This window comes from Photorhabdus kayaii (assembly GCF_025384895.1).
GTDB classification, from domain to species: domain Bacteria; phylum Pseudomonadota; class Gammaproteobacteria; order Enterobacterales; family Enterobacteriaceae; genus Photorhabdus; species Photorhabdus kayaii.
On record NZ_JAJAFZ010000028.1, the window covers coordinates 1 to 23,472 of the forward strand.

General features: G+C 39.9%; 21 protein-coding genes and 7 tRNA genes. 9 read left to right on the forward strand and 19 right to left on the reverse strand.

All coding sequences use genetic code 11. The features are described from left to right. Positions 1-334: 334 nt before the first annotated feature. From LGZ98_RS12180 to LGZ98_RS12205, 6 genes are all read right to left on the reverse strand, one after another. On the reverse strand, positions 335-1,138 hold the full coding sequence (locus tag LGZ98_RS12180) for a Cof-type HAD-IIB family hydrolase (protein ID WP_113043629.1): 804 nt from the start codon (positions 1,136-1,138) through the stop codon (positions 335-337). 153 nt (positions 1,139-1,291) lie between these two features. Further along, complete coding sequence (locus LGZ98_RS12185) at positions 1,292-1,966, reverse strand: formyl transferase (protein WP_113043630.1); 675 nt, start codon at positions 1,964-1,966, stop codon at positions 1,292-1,294. Beyond that, positions 1,963-3,813 carry an aminotransferase class I/II-fold pyridoxal phosphate-dependent enzyme gene (locus tag LGZ98_RS12190; RefSeq protein ID WP_191214879.1) on the reverse strand — a complete coding sequence of 617 codons (1,851 nt, stop codon included), beginning with the start codon at positions 3,811-3,813 and terminating at the stop codon, positions 1,963-1,965. Before LGZ98_RS12190 ends, LGZ98_RS12185 begins: the two co-directional genes overlap by 4 nt. Positions 3,814-4,055: 242 nt before the next feature. Then, positions 4,056-5,252 (reverse strand): SidA/IucD/PvdA family monooxygenase, encoded by a 1,197-nt coding sequence (locus LGZ98_RS12195; protein ID WP_113043632.1) that lies wholly within the window; start codon positions 5,250-5,252, stop codon positions 4,056-4,058. After that, a complete protein-coding gene (locus LGZ98_RS12200) occupies positions 5,245-5,640 on the reverse strand; it encodes a ParB N-terminal domain-containing protein (protein ID WP_113043633.1) in 396 nt (131 codons plus the stop codon). The genes LGZ98_RS12195 and LGZ98_RS12200 overlap by 8 nt, the downstream gene beginning before the upstream one ends. Further along, complete coding sequence (locus LGZ98_RS12205; RefSeq protein WP_113043634.1) at positions 5,606-6,838, reverse strand: MFS transporter; 1,233 nt, start codon at positions 6,836-6,838, stop codon at positions 5,606-5,608. The genes LGZ98_RS12200 and LGZ98_RS12205 overlap by 35 nt, the downstream gene beginning before the upstream one ends. Positions 6,839-7,649: 811 nt before the next feature. Between LGZ98_RS12205 and LGZ98_RS12210 the strand changes: the two genes are divergently transcribed. Continuing rightward, the gene (locus tag LGZ98_RS12210) at positions 7,650-7,811 is read left to right on the forward strand and encodes a hypothetical protein (protein ID WP_229015579.1); all 162 of its coding nucleotides are present in this window, start codon (positions 7,650-7,652) and stop codon (positions 7,809-7,811) included. Next, on the forward strand, positions 7,780-8,151 hold the full coding sequence (locus tag LGZ98_RS12215) for an EamA family transporter (RefSeq protein WP_229015581.1): 372 nt from the start codon (positions 7,780-7,782) through the stop codon (positions 8,149-8,151). Before LGZ98_RS12210 ends, LGZ98_RS12215 begins: the two co-directional genes overlap by 32 nt. A 63-nt stretch (positions 8,152-8,214) precedes the next feature. Here LGZ98_RS12215 and pgm read toward each other — a convergent pair whose 3' ends face one another. The 4 genes from pgm to LGZ98_RS12235 form a co-directional block, all read right to left on the reverse strand. Then, positions 8,215-9,855, reverse strand: a complete 1,641-nt coding sequence (gene pgm, locus LGZ98_RS12220) for a phosphoglucomutase (alpha-D-glucose-1,6-bisphosphate-dependent) (protein ID WP_113043636.1) — start codon at positions 9,853-9,855, stop codon at positions 8,215-8,217. Positions 9,856-9,916: 61 nt separating this feature from the next. Then, entirely contained in the window at positions 9,917-10,441 is a 525-nt protein-coding gene (gene seqA, locus LGZ98_RS12225) for a replication initiation negative regulator SeqA (protein WP_113043637.1), read from the reverse strand. A gap of 466 nt (positions 10,442-10,907) precedes the next feature. Beyond that, complete coding sequence (gene glk / locus LGZ98_RS12230) at positions 10,908-11,873, reverse strand: glucokinase (protein ID WP_113043638.1); 966 nt, start codon at positions 11,871-11,873, stop codon at positions 10,908-10,910. A 135-nt stretch (positions 11,874-12,008) separates the two neighbouring features. Next, on the reverse strand, positions 12,009-12,362 hold the full coding sequence (locus LGZ98_RS12235; RefSeq protein ID WP_113043639.1) for a hypothetical protein: 354 nt from the start codon (positions 12,360-12,362) through the stop codon (positions 12,009-12,011). A gap of 396 nt (positions 12,363-12,758) precedes the next feature. Between LGZ98_RS12235 and nadS the strand changes: the two genes are divergently transcribed. After that, positions 12,759-13,043, forward strand: a complete 285-nt coding sequence (gene nadS / locus LGZ98_RS12240; protein WP_113043641.1) for a NadS family protein — start codon at positions 12,759-12,761, stop codon at positions 13,041-13,043. Positions 13,044-13,117: 74 nt separating this feature from the next. Here the strand turns inward: nadS and LGZ98_RS12245 are convergent. The 5 genes from LGZ98_RS12245 to LGZ98_RS12265 all read right to left on the reverse strand — a co-directional run bounded on the left by LGZ98_RS12245 (position 13,118) and on the right by LGZ98_RS12265 (position 13,650). Beyond that, positions 13,118-13,193: transfer RNA gene (locus tag LGZ98_RS12245), tRNA-Lys, on the reverse strand. 35 nt (positions 13,194-13,228) lie between these two features. Beyond that, positions 13,229-13,304, reverse strand: a tRNA-Lys gene (locus LGZ98_RS12250). Between the two features lie 43 nt (positions 13,305-13,347). Continuing rightward, a tRNA-Val gene (locus LGZ98_RS12255) sits at positions 13,348-13,423 on the reverse strand. A 45-nt stretch (positions 13,424-13,468) separates the two neighbouring features. Beyond that, a tRNA-Val gene (locus LGZ98_RS12260) sits at positions 13,469-13,544 on the reverse strand. 30 nt (positions 13,545-13,574) lie between these two features. Continuing rightward, positions 13,575-13,650 (reverse strand) — tRNA-Val (locus LGZ98_RS12265). 270 nt (positions 13,651-13,920) lie between these two features. On the opposite strand from LGZ98_RS12265, the gene gltX reads away from it, so the two are divergent. The 3 genes from gltX (at position 13,921) to LGZ98_RS12280 (ending at position 15,734) form a co-directional block, all read left to right on the forward strand. Beyond that, positions 13,921-15,339: a glutamate--tRNA ligase gene (gene gltX / locus LGZ98_RS12270; protein WP_113043642.1), complete on the forward strand. Its 1,419-nt coding sequence runs from the start codon at positions 13,921-13,923 to the stop codon at positions 15,337-15,339. A gap of 187 nt (positions 15,340-15,526) precedes the next feature. Continuing rightward, a tRNA-Ala gene (locus LGZ98_RS12275) sits at positions 15,527-15,602 on the forward strand. 56 nt (positions 15,603-15,658) lie between these two features. Continuing rightward, positions 15,659-15,734 (forward strand) — tRNA-Ala (locus tag LGZ98_RS12280). A gap of 95 nt (positions 15,735-15,829) precedes the next feature. On the opposite strand, the gene LGZ98_RS12285 is transcribed toward LGZ98_RS12280, so the two are convergent. From LGZ98_RS12285 to zipA, 4 genes are all read right to left on the reverse strand, one after another. Beyond that, entirely contained in the window at positions 15,830-16,045 is a 216-nt protein-coding gene (locus tag LGZ98_RS12285; protein ID WP_113043667.1) for a DUF3820 family protein, read from the reverse strand. 83 nt (positions 16,046-16,128) lie between these two features. Beyond that, on the reverse strand, positions 16,129-17,313 hold the full coding sequence (locus LGZ98_RS12290; protein WP_113043643.1) for a NupC/NupG family nucleoside CNT transporter: 1,185 nt from the start codon (positions 17,311-17,313) through the stop codon (positions 16,129-16,131). Between the two features lie 234 nt (positions 17,314-17,547). After that, on the reverse strand, positions 17,548-19,566 hold the full coding sequence (gene ligA / locus LGZ98_RS12295; protein WP_113043644.1) for an NAD-dependent DNA ligase LigA: 2,019 nt from the start codon (positions 19,564-19,566) through the stop codon (positions 17,548-17,550). A 61-nt stretch (positions 19,567-19,627) separates the two neighbouring features. Further along, positions 19,628-20,539, reverse strand: coding sequence for a cell division protein ZipA (gene zipA / locus LGZ98_RS12300; protein WP_262978127.1), 912 nt, complete (start codon positions 20,537-20,539; stop codon positions 19,628-19,630). A gap of 220 nt (positions 20,540-20,759) precedes the next feature. On the opposite strand from zipA, the gene cysZ reads away from it, so the two are divergent. The 3 genes from cysZ (at position 20,760) to ptsH (ending at position 23,408) form a co-directional block, all read left to right on the forward strand. Further along, positions 20,760-21,530, forward strand: coding sequence for a sulfate transporter CysZ (gene cysZ, locus LGZ98_RS12305; protein ID WP_228899766.1), 771 nt, complete (start codon positions 20,760-20,762; stop codon positions 21,528-21,530). 114 nt (positions 21,531-21,644) lie between these two features. Then, positions 21,645-22,598, forward strand: coding sequence for a cysteine synthase A (gene cysK / locus LGZ98_RS12310; protein WP_262978128.1), 954 nt, complete (start codon positions 21,645-21,647; stop codon positions 22,596-22,598). 552 nt (positions 22,599-23,150) lie between these two features. Continuing rightward, entirely contained in the window at positions 23,151-23,408 is a 258-nt protein-coding gene (gene ptsH / locus LGZ98_RS12315) for a phosphocarrier protein Hpr (RefSeq protein ID WP_112895210.1), read from the forward strand. The last annotated feature ends 64 nt before the right edge of the window (positions 23,409-23,472 follow it).

Consider the following 23,472-nt stretch of genomic DNA (forward strand, 5'->3'; position numbering starts at 1 on the left):
CTATACCCGTCATCTTTCAAGCTGCTTCTTTGTTGGCTGCACTCGCTCACCCCGGTCACATAGTTATCTATGCTCCCAGGGATTCTCTCCCTTGCCGTCGCGATGCAACTTGAAATCTATTGGGTATATGCTCCCGGGGATTCTCTCCCTTGCCGTCGCGATCCATCTTGAAATCCATTGGGTATATTAACTTGTAAATGAAATCAATAGAAATAATTTTAAAAAACAACTAATACACGGGATATATGTTTCAGCGAACAGAGAACAAAAGATAGAGCCAGCTCAGCTATTGGCAAAGGGCGCCAAGATTTGAATCCTAACGCCCCAAGTTTGCCTAGCACATATTTTCAGATAAATAATGAGCCACAGACTCTTCACAACAAGAACCAATAATATCGGCATCAGGAAGCGCTTGTTTTACCCTATTATGCGCCGTTCCCATGATGACCCCTTTAGCTACGGTTGAAAGCATTTCCACATCATTCATACCGTCACCAAATGCAATCGTTTTATTCATTGGGATACCAAGAAAACCAGCGAGCTGAATTAAAGCTTGCCCCTTCGAAACACCACTCCCCATTACCTCCAGACACCAAGGGAATGAAAAAGCAATACTGACATTATCAGAAAAGAGATCAATTAAATGGCGTTCTAATTTAACCAATGCATCATGATTTCTACTCTTATGAATGAAAAAAACTTTTTCAACTGCATCACAAGGCATTTCATCAACACACTTGAATGTTGGATTAAAATTATCATTCTGGCTAAAATCGCTAAAATTATGATTCACTTCATTGGTTAACCATTGAGAACCACAATACATATTGATCACTAAATCATTATCCGCCTGAGTTTCTTCAATCACTCTTTTTACGACGTGACTTGGCAAATGTTGTCTGATATCCAAGTTCTTACAAGCACTGGTTAATCTGGCACCATTCGAAGTAATCAAATGCACAGGTATATCAAAATCACCAATAATGGAATTTACATCAGCATGGTGCCTGCCGGTGGCAAATACAATTTGCTTTCCCATACTTGATAAATCAGTAAGCACTTTACGGGTAAACTTACCAATTGTATCTCCTTGAAGGAGAAGCGTTCCATCAAGATCTGTGGCAATGAGGTTATGCATAGAGGGCGTTCCAGTATTTAGTTATACCCGTCATCTTTCAAGCTGCCTCTTTGTTGGCTGCACTCACTCACCCCGATCACATCGTTATCTATGCTCCCGGGGATTCGCTCCCTTGCCGTCGCGATGCAACTTGAAATCCATAGGGTATATTATCTAAGCTTTATTAAGCAATTCGAGCGATGCCTGCTTGGTAAATGTCATCCTTTCTTCCAGACTATGATTATCCTTTTCATAATAAATTGTTGCCTCTGAATCAATCTGAGGTCTTGGTGTTATTTTTTCCAATATTAGCATCGTGTCAAGGAATAATTGTCTGGCATAGCAAATAGCCCGTGTATAAGTATCAATGACCTCTTCAAATTCAGGATAAATAGAAAACGAGATCTGATTCACAATCGGCCCAGCATCAATACCTTCGTTGATTTCATGGATCGTCACGCCATGCGATTGATCTCCATTTTTCAAAGCCCAATTAACCGGTCTTACGCCTCGATATTTAGGTAAATAAGACAAATGGATATTTAATATTTTCTTACACGAATTAATGAATTTTAAAGGCAATATCCGCTTATGAAATACGACAAAACATAAATCGCAAGTGAAATCACCATTTTCATAGCCGGGTAGATTTTCAACCTTATTATCTTCAATAACAGCAATATTATTTTGATAACAGAAATCAATTAACGTCTGATCAGTGCTTACAGGTTCGAATTTATCTGCCACCACGTGTGATATTTTATACTCTTTATGATTTAAGAAATATTGACAAATGAAAATTGCCAATTCTCCTTTACCACAAATTACCACTGTTTTGGGATTATTCATTCGCAAACCTCTTTAACTTTCTTGATCGCTTTAATATCATTAATGTTTATTTGCCATTGCATAATTGTACGTAATGTATTTATTAAAATTTCATTATCGCTTGGTGTTCTGCAAGAAATACGTAAATAGAGATCAGAGCCTGCATTCCCTTTACCAGAACACTCTTTCACATACAGCCCATGAATATCTAAAAGTAACCGTGATATCGTCTTCGCATCAGAAATATGTAATTTACAGTAAACAAAATTAGAGTCTGTCTCAAATGCGGTAATACCCTCTATTGAGTTTAATTCTTGCTGTAATTTTAACGTATCACTAATCACTTTTTCACAGCTTAATTTATAACTCTCTCTATATTGAGGTAATCTCAATAAAAACTCTTCAGCAAAACCATTAATATTCCAAATTGGTAACACAGCTCTTATTTTACCAAGTAATTCCTGATTTGCAGTGGCAATATACCCAATACGAATACCACCAATCCCAAAGGTTTTGCTCATGCTTCTAATAACAGATAAATTCTTATAGTTATCTAAATGCGTTAACATTGTGTCATCACGCATTTTAGAGAAATCCAAGAAAGATTCATCAACAATTAAGTGGATATTTAATGCCAACAATTCGCCAGCCAAATATAACAGACTATCAATAGGTGTCAATTTACCTGTCGGATTATTAGGTGATTCAATAACAACCACGCCTGGCTGTTCTTCCTTTACTAATGTTAATACTTCATCAATATCTATCTCAAACTGCCGATGCTCTTTGGTATAACTATATATTGTCCTTGCTTTTCCAAAGCAATTAGCATATTCATTAAATGATGGCACAGTAACTAATACTTTACCGGTATAAACATCAGGAAGCCGTTTAATTATCTCCGCAGCACCATTTGAAATACATAATTGCGTTCTTTCTATCCCGATAAATTCAGATAAAGCATGCTCGACTAAACGATTCCCGCCAGGATAATTTAACAATATTTCATCAAAATTATTCTTTATTTCATCTTTCAATTTTTTAGGTGGAAAGTTGAAATTGTAAATTAAGCCAAAGTCAATAATAGGGTAACGCCAGTATCCACCATGCCTATTTTGAACAAGATCTAATTTATTATTACTTGAAATGAAGTCACAAATAGCAAGATCATAAGTATTATCTACCTCATACCATTGAGAATGATCAACAATACTTGCTTTAAATTCAGCCATATTATTCAGTAAAGACTGTTTAAATATATCCTCATAATATAGCCCAGTCGATCCACCATTAATGTAACTTTCTAACTCTTTAGTAACATATTCAGCAAAATTAGCGGTGCAAATATTATAAATATTTACTGTTTTATATTGACCATCTTCAACCTGATAATGACTATCCTTAGTAGAATTTAATGCAATAATATTATCTTTATCTATTTTTGCATAAGTCCCTTCCATATTGCCACTAAGAGGAGAAACAAGGACATTGAGATCTCCTGCTTTTAACATGACAATTTCCAAACATTTCTTAGTAAAGAAGATATCCCCTTCAAGGATCAGCGTATCTTGCTTAATCCAATTCCTGGCAAGGTATAAAGAATAGATATTATTGGTTGATTCCCACTTTTCACTATTAACAAATTCAATATCCAAATTATATGTCTTTTGTTTAATATGAGACATTAAAACATCACTTTTATAACCCACCACAATAATCACTTTTTTAATACCGACAGATTCGATATTCCTCAGCGCATTATCGATAAATGATATCTGATTTGTTTCTACCAAAGGTTTTGGTTTATTTGATGTTCTAGTTGATAATCTACTGCCTCTTCCGGCACAGAGAAGTATTACTGTTTTCATATGCATAGTCTTAATAAATTATTTTATACCCGTTATCTTTCAAGTTGCCTCTTTGTTGGCTGCGCTCGCTCACCCCGGTCACATAGTTCGCTATGCTCCCGGGGATTCACTCCCTTGCCGTCGCGACGCATCTTGAAATCCATAGGGTATAAATGGCTGTTAAAAGGTTATTTTTATTGTTAAATAGGAATTAACCTAAAATATAGTTCATTAATGATATAAAATTTATTTTGAATTAAATATCAATTAAATACGATGTCATATATAACATGCTGATATACCCAAACCCCGTCAATTCTTCCATGAAAACTCGCCTCTCCACCATTTTCACCCCCCGTCTTGACACCCGATCCCAGACCAAATGTGTGAAAATTATTAAGTACTTCACCTGACGTCGATATAGGACTTAATTTTTCATTAGTTAGCAAACCATATCTATCACTTTTAAATTCAAAAGGAATATTATTTTTATCAATAATTTCGACAAGTTTTGAGTGATATCCCGTACAGTGAATCAATAAATCATCACAATTAATGAGTTTAATAACTTCATCATCAGAAATTTCTGAAATATTCAAGATAGAAATATTTTTATATTTTCTTTCTTTAAGTTCTTGTGCAAAAGCAAAAGAATCATATCTTAAACCTGAATATCTATTAACTCGGTTACTTAAAGGGCAAATATCTTCCTGTGTAAAATCGTAGTCGTAAGATTCTGCGCTTGAAGGCGAATCAAAAAACAACTTGAAATCTTTATTCACAAAAACATTTATTTTTCCTGCAAATTCTAATTGCTCAATAAGTCTAATCAAACAAGAAACTGAACTGTGTGATGAACCCAATATTGATATACTTTTTACATCACCTTTATTTATAACCTCATCATAAAAACCTTTAATAAAATCACCAGAGGTAATATTATTGCTATTATGCAATAATCTGGATTCGTTTGGATTTCCACCTATATTAAACAGTACTTTTCGCGCGGATACAATATAATCTTCATTATTTTTATGATAAGTTATATCATAGTTACCCTCTTCATTCTGCTTAATTTTTTTCACTTCCGCTTCAGTCAAAATATTAAACCAATCACCATATTTGTTTTCCTGAATAAAGCGGGCAATTCTCTCCAAATATTGGCCGACAAATCTCAATTCAACGGGCTTATCTTTATTGGCACTAAAATGTTCCCATTCCGATGTTGATCTTATATATTGACTAAGCTCATCATCACAACCGTCAAATTTCTCTAAAAATACACTACCTAAAGAGTTCGCGGTAATTTTATATTTCTTTAATGAACCAGAACCCACCATCTCTGTTTTTTCTAAAATCAGGCAATTTTTTATAGCTTCATCTTTTAATAAATCCGGGATTAATGAAATATTTGCAGGACCTGCACCACACATTACCACATCATAAAACTGCTTATTCATTGACAAACCCTAACATTTTTAACGAAATTTGTGTTTCAATAACATTCCCGGCAAACTCATGACGAGTCTGTTTATAACCAAGAGGTTGCTTATCTAAACCCGCCTTAATAACATCACGATGATTAATTGTTTTATTCTCATTGCGGGAATAAACCAACAGCTCCTTCTCATAATCAAATGCCAGACAAGGAATACAACTTAATTTTAGTGTCTTGGCTAATTCCAGTCTATGATGACCATCAATAACCACATACGTTGCTTCATCAATCCAGATTGGTTGAGTCCAAAAACCTTCAAGTTTAACTTTCTCTATTAACTGCTCAACACGAACAGGACAATGTAATTCAGTTGGTCTAAGATTTGAGACTTCTTCTAATATTAATTTCATGTTTATCCCTTAGTTTAAACATCCGACAGAAAATTACCAACATCAATACACTTAATATCGCTAATAATTGAAATAACACTCCACCATTAAATAATTGGATAACAGTACCACCAACCAATGGAGATATAGAAAAACCGATACTATAGAGTGACGCTGCACCAAAATATGCGCCACGTAAATCATTTGGTGCCAAACGATCAATAAAAACATTCACACATGGAAACAAAATAGTTTGACTGATACTCATGGTAAAAGCAGCTACATACCACAATAAATAAACATCATAATACTTGAATGAAATAAAGAACATTAATTCAGATAAAATGAGTAACACCGACCCTATATTTATTTTCGTTTCTAACTCCATTTTTTGCGTTAACATGGAAAACGGTAACTGCATAACGACAATGGTTATCGCATGTAACATAATAAGCGAAGCAATAAACTCAGCATACCCATTAAACCCTAATGAAGTAATTAACTGTGGCAAAGTTGAATCAAAATGACCAAAAATAAACATCATGAGAATATTATTGATGACCAACATCAAAAACACACGGTCATTTAATAAAACCTTCATCGTTCCTTTAAAGTCATCATTATTTGTTAAGTTTATTTTTATTTTCTTACCAAATAAATAAACAGGGATCATAAAAATGACATAGGATATCGAAACAATCAGAAAAGAGATAGAATGAATATCCATGCTTAATTTTACGCCTAAATAAGGCCCGACTACCGCACCCGCATTAAGAAATAAATACCTTAAGTACATGGCATTCTCTCTTACCTGCTTCTCCTCGATAACATCGCCGATAACGGCTTTTATTGGATTATTCACAAGCGCCCAAGAAATATTCGCTAATAAAGTACCAATAATAAAACCAGACTGATGTTCAGATAACCATAATATTAAATATGCCAATGAAGATATAAGACATCCAATGATGATTATCTTAGCCCGGCCAACTTTATCAGAGAAGTAACCAGCATAAAAACTTAATATTGATGAAATCGCAATGGATAAAGAGAGAACTAATCCAATCATCGATGCAGTAAAATGAAACTTGGTATATAGTATGATGGATATAAAAGGCCATACCATCATTGATGTTGATCTTGTTACAAAAGTCCCAAGAAATAGACCCCATATACATGCCGGTATGGATGTATAACTATTAAGAGAAAAATTTTTCATTGTTATTTTCTTATATTATTTATATTGGTATCTTTTAAACCAAGAACTTAAAATATTTATGAGAGCACATAAGATCCCCTTGCCTCTACAAAAATCAAATGTAGAAGCAAGAACTAGGATAATCTGTACGATAAAGTAAATTCAATGATATATAATTTATTTTTAATATATTATCAAACCAGATATTAATTGCAAACTAAATATGACATTTTTATTACATATTAAACGTAGATCAAATGCTGGTGATGTTAGTAAGCAACATAATGACATAAGTACTTAGCACTTTAACAGGCAAAAAAACAGGTAAAAAGGGTCCTTAATCTCAGATAAAAACCTTTCAGTTCAATCTTTATCTATACCCTATGGATTTCAAGATGCATCGCGGCGGCAAGGGAGCGAATCCCCGGGAGCATAGATAACTATGTGACCGGGGTGAGTGAGTGCAGCCAACAAAGAAGCAACTTGAAAGATGACGGGTATATTCAAATAGTCATCAATTAACTGAAAAACTCAGCTTAATTTAATCCCAAAATAAACTGTAATATTATGTTCAAAGTGAAACATATAAATAAAACTGTATTTTAGTTTAATAGCTAAACTCCGGTGGGGATAATTATTATTTATAGATTTATATGAAGTATCCGAGATTAAAACTGGAAACTATCTCACGGGCCCAAAATATTCACTAACTAAAATGGGGATTAGTAATGAGTTTATTCTTTAATTTATTTAATGAAGGTAATATACCCTATAGATTTCAAGATGCATCGCGGCGGCAAGGGAGTGAATCCCCGGGAGCATAGCAAACTATGTGACCGGGGTGAACGAGTGCAGCCAACAAAGAGGCAACTTGAAAGATGACGGGTATATAGGATTTATTCGCAATGAGCACCTGGCTTATCTATGCCTTATTATCAGCGTTTACTGCCGCTTTAGTCGCTATCTTCGGGAAAATCGGGTTGCAAAATCTTGATGCCAATACAGCAACAGCAATACGCGCAGTCATTATGGCGTTGTTTCTTGTCGGTGTCGTTGTAGTACAAGGAAAATTACATCTGGTTAGTGAAATACTGGCAAACCGCAAGGCGTTACTTTTTATCGTTTTAAGCGGTGTGGCGGGGGCATTGTCATGGTTGTTTTACTTTCTGGCAATTAAAAACGGTAACGTTTCTCAGGTTACCCCAATTGATAAACTCAGTGTCGTATTTGCCGTCATTCTGGCCGTTATCTTATTTGGTGAAAAGATATCACTGATGACCGCAGGTGGTGTTGCACTGATTACTGCCGGTGCATTAATGGTTGCTCTCGGCTGAAAAATAAAAAATCCGCAAAAGTTGTTATCACTGTTGCGGATTCTTTTTAATCAGCCAAAAAGATCAACCGGCGGCAAAAACCTGGTTAACGATATCCAGTGCTTCCTGCTCAATTTTCTGCCGGTGTTCAGGGCCAAGGAGGCTTTCACAATAAATTTTGTAGGCTTCTTCTGTCCCCGATGGGCGAGCAGCAAACCAGCCGTTTTCTGTTATCACTTTTAGACCCCCTATTGACGCTCCGTTACCAGAAGCTTTTGTCAACCGGGCTGTGATTGGATCACCGGCAAGCTTATCCGCTTGCACCATTTCTGGTGATAACTTGGCTAATAATGCTTTCTGCTGATAAGTTGCCGGTGCCTGGATGCGGCTATAGCTTGGCGTACCGAAGCGAGCTGCCAACTTATTGTAATGCTGCTGCGGATTTTCCCCTGTCACTGCGGTCATCTCTGCCGCCAGCAAACACAAGATAATCCCATCTTTATCTGTAGACCACGGCGTACCATCAAAACGCAGGAAAGAAGCCCCCGCACTCTCCTCTCCACCAAAGCCTAATTCACCTTTATGTAATCCATCAACAAACCACTTAAAACCCACCGGTACTTCTACCAATTTACGGCCAAGATCGGCGACGACCCGATCAATCATGGCACTGGATACCAATGTTTTACCTATCGCAACACTTTCTGACCATTGCGGACGATGGCGGAATAGGTAATTTATCGCCGTTGCCAGATAGTGGTTCGGATTCATCAAACCAACGGGAGTGACAATACCGTGGCGGTCATAATCAGGATCGTTTGCAAAAGCCAGATCAAACTTATCACGCATGGCTAACAAACCCGCCATTGCCCAAGGGGATGAGCAATCCATACGAATGACGCCATCATGATCCAAGTGCATAAAACGGAATGTCTGATCAACTTGATCATTCACCAATGTCAGATCCAAATTGTAGCGCTCACCGATACGCTGCCAGAACGCAATGCCAGATCCCCCCAAAGGATCAATACCGATTTTCAGCCCGGCCCGCTGGATAGCGGCCATATCAACCACATCACCCAACGCGCTAACATATGGTTCAACTAAATCCTGCTGATGCAAATATTCGCTGTTCAATACCTGAACAAATGGCAAACGTTTAACGCCTTTCAGACCTTCTGTAAGCAACTCATTAGCACGACGTTCTATAATTGCTGTCAAATCCGTATCTGCGGGACCACCATCAGGTGGATTATATTTAATCCCCCCGTCTTCTGGTGGATTATGGGAAGGGGTAATAACAATCCCATCAGCCAACGCTTTCCCCAAGCGGTTATAACAGAGGATGGCATGAGAAATCGCAGGTGTTGGCGTAAATCCATTATTTTCCTGCACAATCACATTCACGCTGTTAGCCGTCAAGACTTCCAGTACGGAAATAAATGCCGCTTCTGATAAAGCATGGGTATCTTTACCCACATAACAAGGGCCATTGATTCCCCGTTGCTTGCGAACTTCCGCAACAGCCTGAGTAATTGCCAGAATATGCGCTTCATTAAAACTGTGACGCTGAGAACTGCCACGATGACCGGATGTACCAAATTTAACTTTATGCTCTGAGTTTTCCGGCTGAGGATGCAAGGTGTAATACTGTGATGTAAGCTGCGCTACATTTATCAGATCACTTTGGCGGGCAATCTGCCCCGCACGCGGATGATTTACCACTTTAAATCTCCCCTGGACAAGAGCTGCACTAAACTTTATCCGTCAGCACAGCCTCAATCAGTTAAATTGTGCCACACACCTTGTCGATAAAATTGGCTGAGAATTTCATATCCTGCATAATTTGCTCAACCATACTACGCTTACGGTCAGTGTTAGTGTTAGTAATGACCCAAAAAGGCGTGCCCGGAATGTGACGAGGTTTGGTTTGTTTGCCACTGGCGAGCAATGTCTGTACATCACCGGCAAAATAAACACGGGTACGACCGTGCATGGCATCAGTCGTCTGGGAAAAACTTTCACTGTTCAAGCTGTATAATGTAGACAGGATCAACATAAAACGCTCAACAGATTTTTTCTTGTCAGAATAGTCATCTGAAAGTAATAATTCGCGTATCACACGGACAGAATCACGCTGGCGGGCGACTGGCGCTTTCTCCACAGCACTGATAGGCTGCACATTTTGTACTGGCTGCTCGGCGTTAAATTTCAACATTCGCCGTAAAATATCAGATGCACTTTCACCAATATGTTGTGTGTGGCTGGCAATATAGCGGTAAAGGTCTTCATCAACTTCTATCGTTTTCATTTCTATCCAGTACTGTTCTAAATAAAAAATTTTGACAGATTATAAAGTATAAAAAGAGAAAACAAAACAATTAAAATTTCAATAAGTTAAAAGTATTTAAACATGAAAAACAGCATAATAAAATATCCGCTTTTCATCTAAAATAAATCAATCAGTTACATAAATATTGTGAATATAAATCTCATTGTCATGTTAAATACTTCCCACAATTAGCACTTAAAAATGAAATAGATTTTCATAGCTTTCAATATTAATATAAATTTTCAATGGCGATATTTTAAAAAATTCCAGTCAGATATATACAATCATTAATGTCAAGATGTATATACCCGTTATCCTTCAAGTTGCCTCTTTGTTGTCTGCACTCGCTCACCCCGGTCACATAGTTACCTATGCTCCCGGGGATTCACTCCCTTGCCGTCGCGATGCATCTTGAAATCCATAGGGTATATATCTGCCTTATAATTTAATCAATAAGTGAAAGTTGTTGCCGTAAATAGGTACCTGAACCTAATAATCCTGGTTGTGGATGAGTAATCAAATAAACAGGAATCTGCTGTACTAACGGTTTAAAGCGCCCTTTATCTTCAAATCCCTGAAGAAAGTTCGATTGCTTAAAGAAATCAAGAAACCGCGGCACTATACCGCCAGCGATATACACACCACCAAAAGTCCCCATATTTAACGCTAAATTGCCGCCAAATCGTCCCATAATTTCACAAAATAGTGTCAGAGCACGATGGCAATATTGGCAACTTTCATCCAATGCCCGTTGCGTCACGGTTTCTGGTTCTAAATCTTCCGGCTGACGATGATCCAAAATGGCAATGGCCTGATAAAGGTTTACCAACCCACTACCGGACAAGATTCTTTCTACCGAAACATGTCCAAGTTTACGACGTAAAACAGCCAATATTGCATCTTGTTCTTCACTATTCGCGGCAAAATCTACATGACCACCTTCACCAGGTAAACTGACCCATTGCTTGCCTGCTTTGATCAAATGAGCTACACCAAGGCCAGTCCCCGCACCGTAAACCGCTATCGGTTTGTCTTTAACCGCTTCTCCTCCTCCTAATTGAACCTTGTATTCTTCTGTTAACATTGGAATCGCCATAGATACAGCCGTGAAGTCATTAATCACATCTAATTTTTCTAGCCCAAGTGTCTGTTTCAGCTCACGAATAGAAAATGCCCATTGGTGATTGGTCATTTCTACCCAATCACCATTTATCGGGCAAGCAATAGCAATACATGCATAAGTCACCACTGTTTTTTGCGCAGCCAAATAGTGACTGATAATAGATTCTAATCCGGTGTGTTGTTTTGCACTATACGTTTCGATCCACTCAATAGCCCCATTTTCCAAATTGCAAAGTGCTAATCTGGCATTAGTGCCGCCAATATCAGCAACAAGTCCGTAGAGATTCATTTTTATATCCTAATAATCAGCTAGTACAACAATTAGGTGAAGCTTATCCTATCTGGCATTATTGGTATAGATCGTTTAACCAACCTCACCAGTTGGTTTTTTACATTTATATACTATGCAGCTAAGACTATATGGTTAAGCAGCTTTATGACGTTTATTGGATTTTCTTTTTTCACTTTTCATTGCCTTGCTGTGAGCTTCGGCGAGTACCCGTTTTTTCTCACTATTGGCAAAACGATTTAAAACTTGCCTGATTAATGGCTGATAACCTAGGCCATTAAGGTCTGCTATCATTTTCAAGTCTTCAATCAGAGACCGATTTAATCTGATTGAAATGGGCTGTAACTCCAGCGCTTCGTTAATCAGATCTTCTGTTACATCATCAGATACTTTAACGTGAGCTTCACTACAACCAAGCTCACCGTTCTCCCATGCTTCATCAGTGGAAGCTATCAGGTTATTTGCTCGCTTATCAGTTTGTTTGCTCATTTCTCTGTTCCCAAACCGTATTTTCGGTAAATTCTCAATTCATCTTCATTAGGTGTATAAGCTGTCTTTAACAGGCGGTTTTTGCCTGCTAATTTCAATTTGATGTTTGATGATATCAAGAGCTTCATGTGCTTCGGAGTTTTTAACTCATGGTTAATCTGTATATACAAAATACTCCGCCAGACAGATCTAAGCAACTCAAAATGACTCACAAAATAGCAATGGACTTTGTATCACTAATAGATAAGATATATTATTTTAGCGTGAAATTTGTATATACATATAATGATGAAGCTCATGCTAAGAATATTGATACTATTCTGCAATTTCACAGCACAAATACAGTACACGAAAATCTAGCCGTGGTAATAAAATTACTAAAAGATGAGGTGTAACATGAATTTTTTTGACGAATTGAAAGCATCCCTAGAAGAAGCAGTTGAAATTAAACAAGGTAATAAAGCCGCAGCGCGTGTGACCCGATATGAAGTTGCCGACGTTAAAGCTATCCGTGCTCAACTTAACATTTCACAGGCAGAGATAGCGGAGGCTTTAAGCACCAGCCTTGATACAATTAAAAGCTGGGAGCAGAAGCGTCGAAATCCGACAGGACTAGCGGCAAAAGTGTTAGCTATCATCCAAGAAAACCCTAATTTCTATAAGGCTCTGGCGACCCATTGATTAAAAGCCAACTACTCTACCGACTGAGCTGACGACTTACTCTAGGGAAATTGGTTTTGAATGAAGCTTTAAGATGGTGGGTCGTGCAGGATTCGAACCTGCGACCAATTGATTAAAAGTCAACTGCTCTACCGACTGAGCTAACGACCCATCTATAGGAGAACTACTCTGAATATCTTTTGGAGTGGTGGGTCGTGCAGGATTCGAACCTGCGACCAATTGATTAAAAGTCAACTGCTCTACCGACTGAGCTAACGACCCGCACCAAAGATATGTGATACCGCCTGAAACAATCTTAATGAAGTGGTGGGCGATACCAGATTCGAACTGATGACCCCCTCCTTGTAAGGGAGATGCTCTACCAACTGAGCTAATCGCCCACTTCATGATGACTATTACTGCTTCTATACCACTGAATCTATGATTGGTGGGCGATACCAGATTCGAACTGATGACCCCCTCCTTGTAAGGGAGATGCTCTACCAACTGAGCTAATCGCCCAATCATAAAATCATTCTTATCACAACGAGATGGTGGGCGATACCAGATTCGAACTGATGACCCCCTCCTTGTAAGGGAGATGCTCTACCAACTGAGCTAATCGCCCCGTCGTGATGGAGTCGCATTATAGGGATAGTTCAGAGTGAGTCAACGCTTTTTCTAGAGAAAAATATCGTTCGTCTCAAAATTAAACAAGGGTGAGATAATTATCGTCACTATAGGGTGCAGTTTAGACAAATACACTGACTTTCCTCAATAACTTCCCGTTAACAGCATTGAGGAATTAAGGTGCAGTGATAAAATGACCCCCACTTTTATTACTTTAAATCACCAATAACGTTCATTGAAAAGTGAAACGTAATTAAGGCAATCCCCGATGAGTAAAATTAAAACCCGTTTCGCACCAAGCCCAACTGGCTATCTCCATGTTGGTGGTGCTCGTACCGCACTTTATTCCTGGCTGTATAGCCGCCATAACAAAGGCGAATTTGTATTGCGTATCGAAGATACTGACCTTGAACGCTCAACTCAGGAAGCTATCAATGCCATTATGGACGGTATGAACTGGTTAAATCTGAATTGGGATGAAGGCCCTTATTATCAGACGAAACGTTTTGATCGTTATCATCAGGCAATTGATCAAATGCTAGAACAAGGGAGTGCCTATCGCTGCTATTGTTCTAAAGTGCGTCTGGAAGAATTGCGGGAAACTCAAATGGCAAATGGCGAGAAACCGCGTTATGACGGCCGTTGCCGTGACAATCTGTGTCAACATAACCCAGATCAACCCCATGTCGTCCGTTTCCGCAATCCACAGGAAGGTTCTGTTGTTTTTAATGATCGTATCCGAGGCCCCATCGAGTTCAGTAATCAGGAACTTGATGATCTGATTATCCGTCGTACCGATGGCTCACCAACGTATAATTTCTGTGTTGTTATAGATGACTGGGATATGGAGATCACCCATGTCATCCGCGGTGAAGACCATATCAATAATACACCTCGCCAAATCAATATCCTGAAAGCACTAGGCGCTCCCGTGCCAGAATATGCACACGTTTCGATGATTCTAGGTGATGACGGTAAAAAATTATCCAAACGTCACGGTGCAGTGAGCGTTATGCAATACCGTGATGATGGCTACCTGCCAGATGCACTGCTGAATTATCTGGTTCGTTTGGGTTGGTCGCACGGCGATCAAGAAATTTTCAGCATTGAAGAAATGACTGAGCTGTTCAGCCTGGATGCCATCAATAAATCCGCCAGTGCATTCAATACCGAAAAATTGCAATGGTTGAACCATCACTATATTAATACCCTGCCGCCAGAGAAAGTTGCCGTTCATCTAGCATGGCATATTGAGCAACAAGGTATTGATACCCGTCATGGTCCACAGTTGGTTGATCTAATTAAATTACTGGGCGAACGTTGTAAAACTCTAAAAGAGATGGCGGAATCCTGCCGCTACTTTTATGAAGATTTTGCTGAATTTGATGCCGATGCGGCGAAGAAACATTTGCGCCCAGTTGCCCGTCAGCCTCTTGAAGTTGTCCATGCAAAGCTGGCTTCAATTACTGATTGGACACCAGAAAATGTGCATCATGCCATTCAATCCACCGCTGATGAGCTAGAAGTCGGTATGGGTAAAGTCGGTATGCCATTGCGTGTTGCAGCTACCGGTGCAGGTCAATCCCCAGGTGTGGATGTCACTATTCACGCTATCGGGCAAACCCGTACTCTCTCCCGTATCAATCAAGCGCTGGAATTCATTGCTCAACGTGAAACTCAATCCTAATTAATGCACCCAAGGCATCACTTATCACATGTGATGCCTTTTTATTTCAACCCATTGCTCAGTCTCTATTTTGCTAATTGATTATAAAATTGATGGCTTTTTCAACGCTTGTTGTGAGAATGATAAGTTAGCCGTTGACAGTATTTGCAGGGTTTCATATTATGCGCCCCGTTCCATAATTTTGATTGGGGCTATAGCTCAGCTGGGAGAGCGCTTGCATGGCATGCAAGAGGTCAGCGGTTCGATCCCGCTTAGCTCCACCAAATCCTTTATATTGAAATAAGGTATTTGGTACTAAATTAGGAAATACCACACTCGTGGGGCTATAGCTCAGCTGGGAGAGCGCTTGCATGGCATGCAAGAGGTCAGCGGTTCGATCCCGCTTAGCTCCACCAAAATTATCAGGCCCTGAAAGCTATGCCTTCAGGGCCTTTTGGTTATTACCCTATCTAACCACCATCATCGATTAAAAAACAAACGCCAACCTTAGCTAGCCTTTTTTCAATGGCTTCACCAACGAATCTAGTCCCTCTAGTTTTATTGCTAAAGTCATCTCCATCAGCGCACCCAATTTACCTTGTGGAAATTCACCCTTACGAGCGAACCACAATAAATACTCTTCCGGTAAATCAATGAGCATACGCCCTTTGTATTTACCGAACGGCATTACAGTATTAGCAATTTCTATCAGGTTCTCTTTTTCCATAATTTGCACGTCTATAAGGAGAAATAGGTGAAAAGGAAATGGCATCATCCATGATGCAACATTCCATGATAAAACGTTATCTTTTACAGTACCAAACCTGCAATAGCCGCAGACAAGAAACTGACAAGCGTTGAACCAAACAGTAGTTTCAAACCAAAGCGGGAAACGACATTACCCTGTTTCTCATTCAAGCCTTTAATCGCACCTGCCACAATCCCAATGGAAGAGAAGTTAGCAAAAGAAACCAAGAATACCGACAAAATACCCTGTGAACGAGGAGAAAGTTCTGTCGCAATTGATTGTAAGCTGTGCATTGCTACAAATTCGTTAGCAACTAATTTGGTTGCCATGACGCTACCAACCTTCAATGCTTCATCTGTAGGAATCCCAATCACCCAAGCAAATGGATAAAACACATAACCGAGCATTTCCTGGAAGCTCTTCTCAAACACCATGCTGAACAACGCATTAACAGCCGCAATCAGGGCAATGAAACCAATCAACATAGCAGCAACAATGAGCGCCACCTTGAAACCCGCCAAAATATATTCACCTAGCATTTCGAAAAAACTTTGGCCTTCGTGAAGATTGCTCATCTGAATATCTTCTTCACTGTCAACAGCATACGGATTAATCAATGATAGGATGATAAAGGTACTGAACATATTAAGCACCAATGCTGCTACAACATATTTAGGCGCTAAAATTGTCATGTAAGCACCAACGATTGACATAGAAACCGTTGACATTGCAGTCGCCGCCATCGTGTACATACGGCGCTCTGACATTTTTCCCAGTACGTCTTTATAAGCAATAAAGTTTTCAGACTGCCCAAGTATCAGAGAACTCACTGCGTTAAATGATTCCAGTTTACCCATACCGTTGACTTTAGACAGCAGAGTACCAATAACACGGATGATGATTGGCAATAGTTTGATATGCTGCAAAATACCAATCAGCGCAGAAATAAAGATAATCGGGCACAATACATTCAGAAAGAAGAATGCCAGTTTTGCATCCATCATGCCGCCAAAAATGAATTCAGTCCCTTCACCCGCATATTTCAATAAATGCTCAAACAAACCAGCAAATCCCATGACAAATTCTTGACCAATACCAGAATTCAGGAAAAACCAAGCCAAGATAAGTTCAATAACAAGCAATTGAATAACATAGCGAGGGCGAATACTTTTACGGTCACTACTCGCCAAAATAGCAAGGCCGCCAATGACAATCAAAGCTAAAAAGAAATGCAGGATCTGAGACATATCAACTCCAAACACGACAGAAAGCGAGTTTTTATCAACGCATTCTATGTAATAAAAGGCGATCAAATAAGGATAGATATCACATTAGACTGAAATAATTCTTACTGTAAACCTTTACTTAATGTATCTGATCACATTTTTAGCTGAATCGTATAACATAAGCTTTAAAGAAACCTTATCGCACATAACTGATTATTGAGAAAAGCTCTCAATAATCAGTATGTAAACAAAAAGTTATTCACCCAACAAACGGATCATTTCTTCTTCATCAATAACCGGAATATTTAACTCATTAGCTTTAGCTAATTTTGAACCGGCGGCTTCACCCGCAATCACCAAATCTGTTTTCTTAGAAACGCTGCCCGTCACCTTTGCCCCAAGTGCAACAAGTTTAGCTTTGGCTTCATCCCTAGATAGCTGATGCAATGAACCTGTCAGTACAACTGTTTTACCCGAAAATGGACTATCAATCTTCTCAGCTTTCGTTACGACGACCGGTTCCCAGTTGATACCGATATTATCAATCAGATCGTCAATAACTGTTTGGTTATGAGGTTCAATGAAAAAGTTAACAACATGTTTCGCCACCACTTCGCCAACATCCTGAACCTCTTTCAATGCTTCCTCATCAGCGGAACGTAAGTTATCCAGTTCGCCAAAGTGAGCAGCCAAATTAGCAGCGGTCGCTTCCCCAACTTCACGGATACCCAATGCATAAAGGAAACGGGCAAAGGTAGTTTTTTTAGCTTTTTCTAACGCATCTACTACATTCTGGGCAGATTTCGGCCCCATGCGATCAAGCCCAGTCAACTTGCCCGCCGTCAGCCTGAAAAGATCTGCTGGGGTTTTGACATACTCTTTATCCACTAGCTGATCGATAATCTTTTCGCCCATACCGTCAACATCCATCGCCCGACGGGAAACAAAATGCCTAAGCGATTCTTTACGCTGAGCACCACATACCAATCCCCCCGTACAACGCGCGACAGCTTCCCCTTCAATCCTTTCAATATCTGCCCCACATACCGGGCAATGTTCAGGGAAAACAACGTCATTACTGTCCTGTGGCCTTCTCTCTTCCAAAATACCGACAACTTGTGGAATCACATCACCAGCACGGCGGATAATAACCGTATCGCCAATCCGCAAACCTAAACGTTCAATCTCATCCGCATTGTGCAATGTTGCATTACTGACAATTACACCAGAGACCTGCACTGGCTCCAGACGTGCTACCGGTGTGATTGCGCCAGTACGACCAACCTGAAACTCAACATCACGAACAATCGTCATTTGCTCCTGTGCAGGAAATTTGAATGCCGTAGCCCAACGGGGCGCACGAGCAACAAAGCCTAATGTTTCCTGCAATTCCAGCGAATTGACTTTGACAACAACACCATCGATATCAAACCCCAATGCGGAACGCTGGTTTACAATATTATGATAAAAATCAATAACCTGTTGACTATCGGTACAAACTTTAACTTTATCGCTGACCGGCAATCCCCATTTCTTAAACTGTATCAATCGCTCGTAGTGACTGGTTGGTAACTCGCCCCCCTCCAATATACCAACACCATAACAGAAGAAAGCCAATGGGCGTTTAGCCGTAATACGAGGATCGAGCTGACGTAGAGAGCCCGCCGCCGCATTACGTGGATTAGCAAATACTTTTGCACCCGTGCGGCGTGCTTCCTCATTCAGTTTCTCAAACCCTTTTTGCGGCATGAAAACTTCACCGCGAATTTCAATACGAGCTGGAATATTTTCGCCGAATAGACGCAGTGGAATTGCGCCGATAGTCCGTATATTTGATGTAATATTTTCCCCTGTTGTACCATCACCACGAGTTGCAGCCCGTACCAATTCACCATTTTCATACAACAGGCTAACCGCCAAGCCATCCAGTTTCAGCTCACAGCACACAACTAAATCCTGGGTCTCTTTCAGGCGGTCACGCACCCGCTTATCAAACGCCAGATAACTCTCTTCATCAAATACGTTATCTAGTGACAACATAGGAATTTCATGGCGGACTTGTTCAAAAGCCGTCAGAGGAGCAGCGCCAATCCGCTGCGTTGGTGAATCCGATGTAATCAACTCAGGGCATTGTTCTTCAAGATCCTTCAATTCCTGCATTAACCGATCATATTCTGCATCAGGGATCTCTGGTGCATCCATGACGTGATACAGATATTCATGATGACGCAGGGTTGTTCTGAGCTTTTCTATTTGTTGAGCAGTTGATTTCATGATTTATAACCAGCGATAAAAAGCCCCCGACTGGCGGAGGCTTGAACATTCGATAAATTGATTATACCTGAACACCAAGTGTGCTGCGAATACGTGCCTTATACAATTCGATTTTTTGCGGTGTCAGCATTTTTCGCTCATCATCAAGCACCACACCCCCAACATCAGAAGCAATACGCTGGGCCGCCTGCAACATCAGTTTAAAATTCTGACTAGATTCTCCGTAAGAAGGGACCACCATAAACATGGAAACCCCTGGAGTCGTAAAATCAACCATTGTTTCAGGATTAAATGAACCCGGTTTCACCATATTTGCCAGACTAAACAGGACCGGGCCACTACCTGATGGGTTCACGTGACGATGAAAAATCTGCATTTCCCCAAACTGGAAGCCAGATTGTAAAATACTTTGCAGCAAGGATTCACCATTCAATTCCTGACCGTGGTGTGCTGCTACGTGAAGAACCAAAACAATTTCTTTCACTTTAGTCTGAGCTTCTTTTTCGCCAGCCGCTTCCTGTGATTTTCCTTCAATCACAGATCCGTTTCTTTCAGACTCATTCTGCCCTTCAAATTCAAACAGACCAAGTTGGGGTTCCTGCTCTTCTACGACGGCTTTTCTCGCTGTCATTTCAGGTTGACGGCCCGCCAGCAATGGATCATCGCTTTCTTCAGGCGTTGCAGCATCAATTTCAGTCAACTTTTGCTGACGGCGTTTGATAGCTGACTCAGCGTTATACTCCTGATGAGATTTCACCTGCTTATGGGCATAAGGCTTTTGCTGATTGTCGAACGCTCCATCATCACTGTCATCGACGAAACTATTCTGACGATCATGTTTATGACGTTTAACTGGGCGATTACGAAAAAGCGAAGAACGCTCTTTACGGCTGGTCCACAACCCATGTAACAGCAAAGCTATTATTGCTATCGCACCAACAATGATTAATATCAGACGCAAATCCTGCATCATTGCTATCTCTGTTGTTTAATTAAGTATGCCACCACGGCGGAATATTTTCTGTATTAACTGTATTTGTCAAATAACACAAGTGCAAGCTTATACACACTTTTCTTATCAGAAAAATGCCTAATAAGCCTCTTTTGCATTTTTTTTATACAGAACAATACTAGTCAGTCGAAAATCCTGCCTATATGATAGCGTTTCAATCACACAGGAGAGAATAGGAAGTATGCTGAATTTGACAAAATCGCCAAAAAATTTGAGCGGCTTTCAGTATTTGGTGCAAGGTTGCAAATTAATGACTCGCCCAGGCATTAAAAGATTTGTCTTATTGCCTTTGTTGGCAAATGTTTTGTTTCTCGGTGGTTCATTTTGGTGGCTCTACCAAAAACTGGAGAATTGGCTCCCTTGGATAGTGAGCAAAGTACCAGATTGGATGCAATGGCTCAGTTATATTTTATGGCCGCTGGCCGTGATCTCTGTTTTGCTGATTTTTACTTACTTCTTTAGCACAATAGCGAATTTTATCGCAGCACCATTCAATGGTCTGCTGGCAGAGAAATTGGAAGCGGATTTAACAGGAACCCCCGCGCCGGATACCGGCGTTATCGCACTCTTCAAAGATGTTCCACGTATCCTGAAACGGGAATTAGTCAAGCTGCGCTACTATATTCCACGCGCTCTGGTCTTATTGATACTCTATTTTATTCCTGTCATCGGGCAGACTGTTGCACCTGTGCTCTGGTTTATTTTCAGTGCCTGGATGTTATCGATTCAGTATTGTGATTACCCCTTTGATAATCACAAAGTCAGTTTTCCAACAATGCGTAGCGCCCTTCGCCAAAACAAAATAATTAATCTGCAATTTGGCGCAACAGTGAATATTTTAACCATGATACCCATTGTCAATTTGGTAATTATGCCTGTTGCCGTATGCGCAGCGACGGCAATGTGGGTCGATCGTTATCGAGATCAACACGCTCCTGGTATTATGCCGTGATATTCATTTAAGTTATTCTTTTAGACAATAAAAATATATTTAAGTCATATTTCCATTAACCTGTTGTTGGCGTATTGTTGACCGGATATCACTAAAGGGAGTTGAAAGACGAGTATGAGTAAAATTTACGAAGATAATTCTTTGACTATTGGTCGTACCCCGTTAATTCGCCTAAAACACTTTGGCAATGGGCGTATTCTGGCAAAAGTAGAATCCCGTAACCCAAGTTTTAGTGTAAAATGTCGCATTGGTTCCAACATGATTTGGGATGCTGAAAAACGCGGTATCCTACAACAAGGGAAAGAATTGGTAGAACCTACCAGCGGTAATACCGGGATAGCCCTTGCTTATGTTGCCGCCGCTCGGGGCTACAAATTAACGCTGACTATGCCAGAAACCATGAGTATTGAGCGCCGCAAGCTATTGAAAGCATTGGGAGCACAACTGGTACTGACGGAAGGCGCTAAAGGCATGAAAGGTGCCATTGAGAAAGCCAATGAAATTAAAGCTAGCGATCCCGATCGTTATATTATCCTGCAACAGTTCAGCAATCCGGCAAACCCGGAAATCCATGAAAAAACCACAGGCCCGGAAATCTGGGAAGACACAGACGGTGAAGTGGATGTATTTGTTACCGGTGTAGGGACTGGCGGTACATTAACAGGTGTCACCCGTTACCTGAAAAACACCAAAGGTAAAAATATCACCGCGGTTGCCGTAGAGCCTGAAGAATCACCCGTCATCAGCCAGACTCTGGCCGGTGAAGAAGTGAAACCGGGTCCCCATAAGATTCAAGGTATTGGTGCAGGTTTCATTCCAGATAACCTTGATTTGACACTGGTTGATCGCGTTTTCAAAATCAGCGGTGAGGAAGCTATCAAAACCGCGCGTGAAATCATGGTGAAAGAGGGCATTTTGGTCGGTATCTCCTCTGGTGCCGCCGTTGCAGCAGCAGTGAAACTTTCTCAGGAACCAGAATATAAAGACAAAAATATCGTCGTCATTCTGGCTTCATCAGGCGAACGTTATCTAAGCAGTGTACTGTTTGCTGACTTGTCTGATGAATAAAAGTTTTTAAGTAAGTTACTTAGATTTATTGATAAAAAAGCACCTAAATGGTGCTTTTTCTGTGTGGTAGATCAAATTTTTACACTTTGCCAGATGATTTCTTACAATGGGTCTAGTATTTAACCAATAATAATTATTTCGATGCTCGAAATTAATTAGTAGAAGTAGTAGTTTCAGTTAAGTAGTTCCGTGATCTATCTTTACTTCAAACTATCAATCAGAAGCATCGGAAAGAACAATTTTTCTGATAATGAATAAAAATTTTTATTACATTATCAACCTGAGAGTCTATCTCAGTAGACGTCGTTAGTGCTGTTCATTCTTACCAGTAAAAGTGAATACAGACAGCACACATGACTCGGAACTTACGGGTCGTACTAAAGAGCGTTTAAGAGCTATTTATCGCTTTTGCCAGAACATGACTCAGTTCGCTCTTTAGGTAAATAAAATCGTCTTAAATGGGATAGGCAGTGAATAAACACTCAAGTTAAAATTTGTCCATTACAAATTCTTAACTTACATAGCAAAAATCTAAGTTATTGAGGAAACGTTATGTTCCAGCAAGAAGTCACTATTACTGCGCCAAATGGCCTACACACCCGTCCCGCTGCACAGTTTGTTAAAGAAGCCAAAAGTTTCTCCTCCGACATTACTCTGACTTCCAGTGGTAAAACTGCCAGTGCCAAAAGCCTATTTAAGCTACAAACTTTGGGACTCACTCAAGGCACTGTAGTGACCATTTCTGCTGAAGGTGAAGATGAGCAAAAAGCAATCGAGCATCTGGTTAAATTAATGGCAGAACTGGAATAACTTTCCATTAACCGTAAAGCCAGTCAAGATTCAGAGATTGTGAATATACCCTATGGATTTCAAG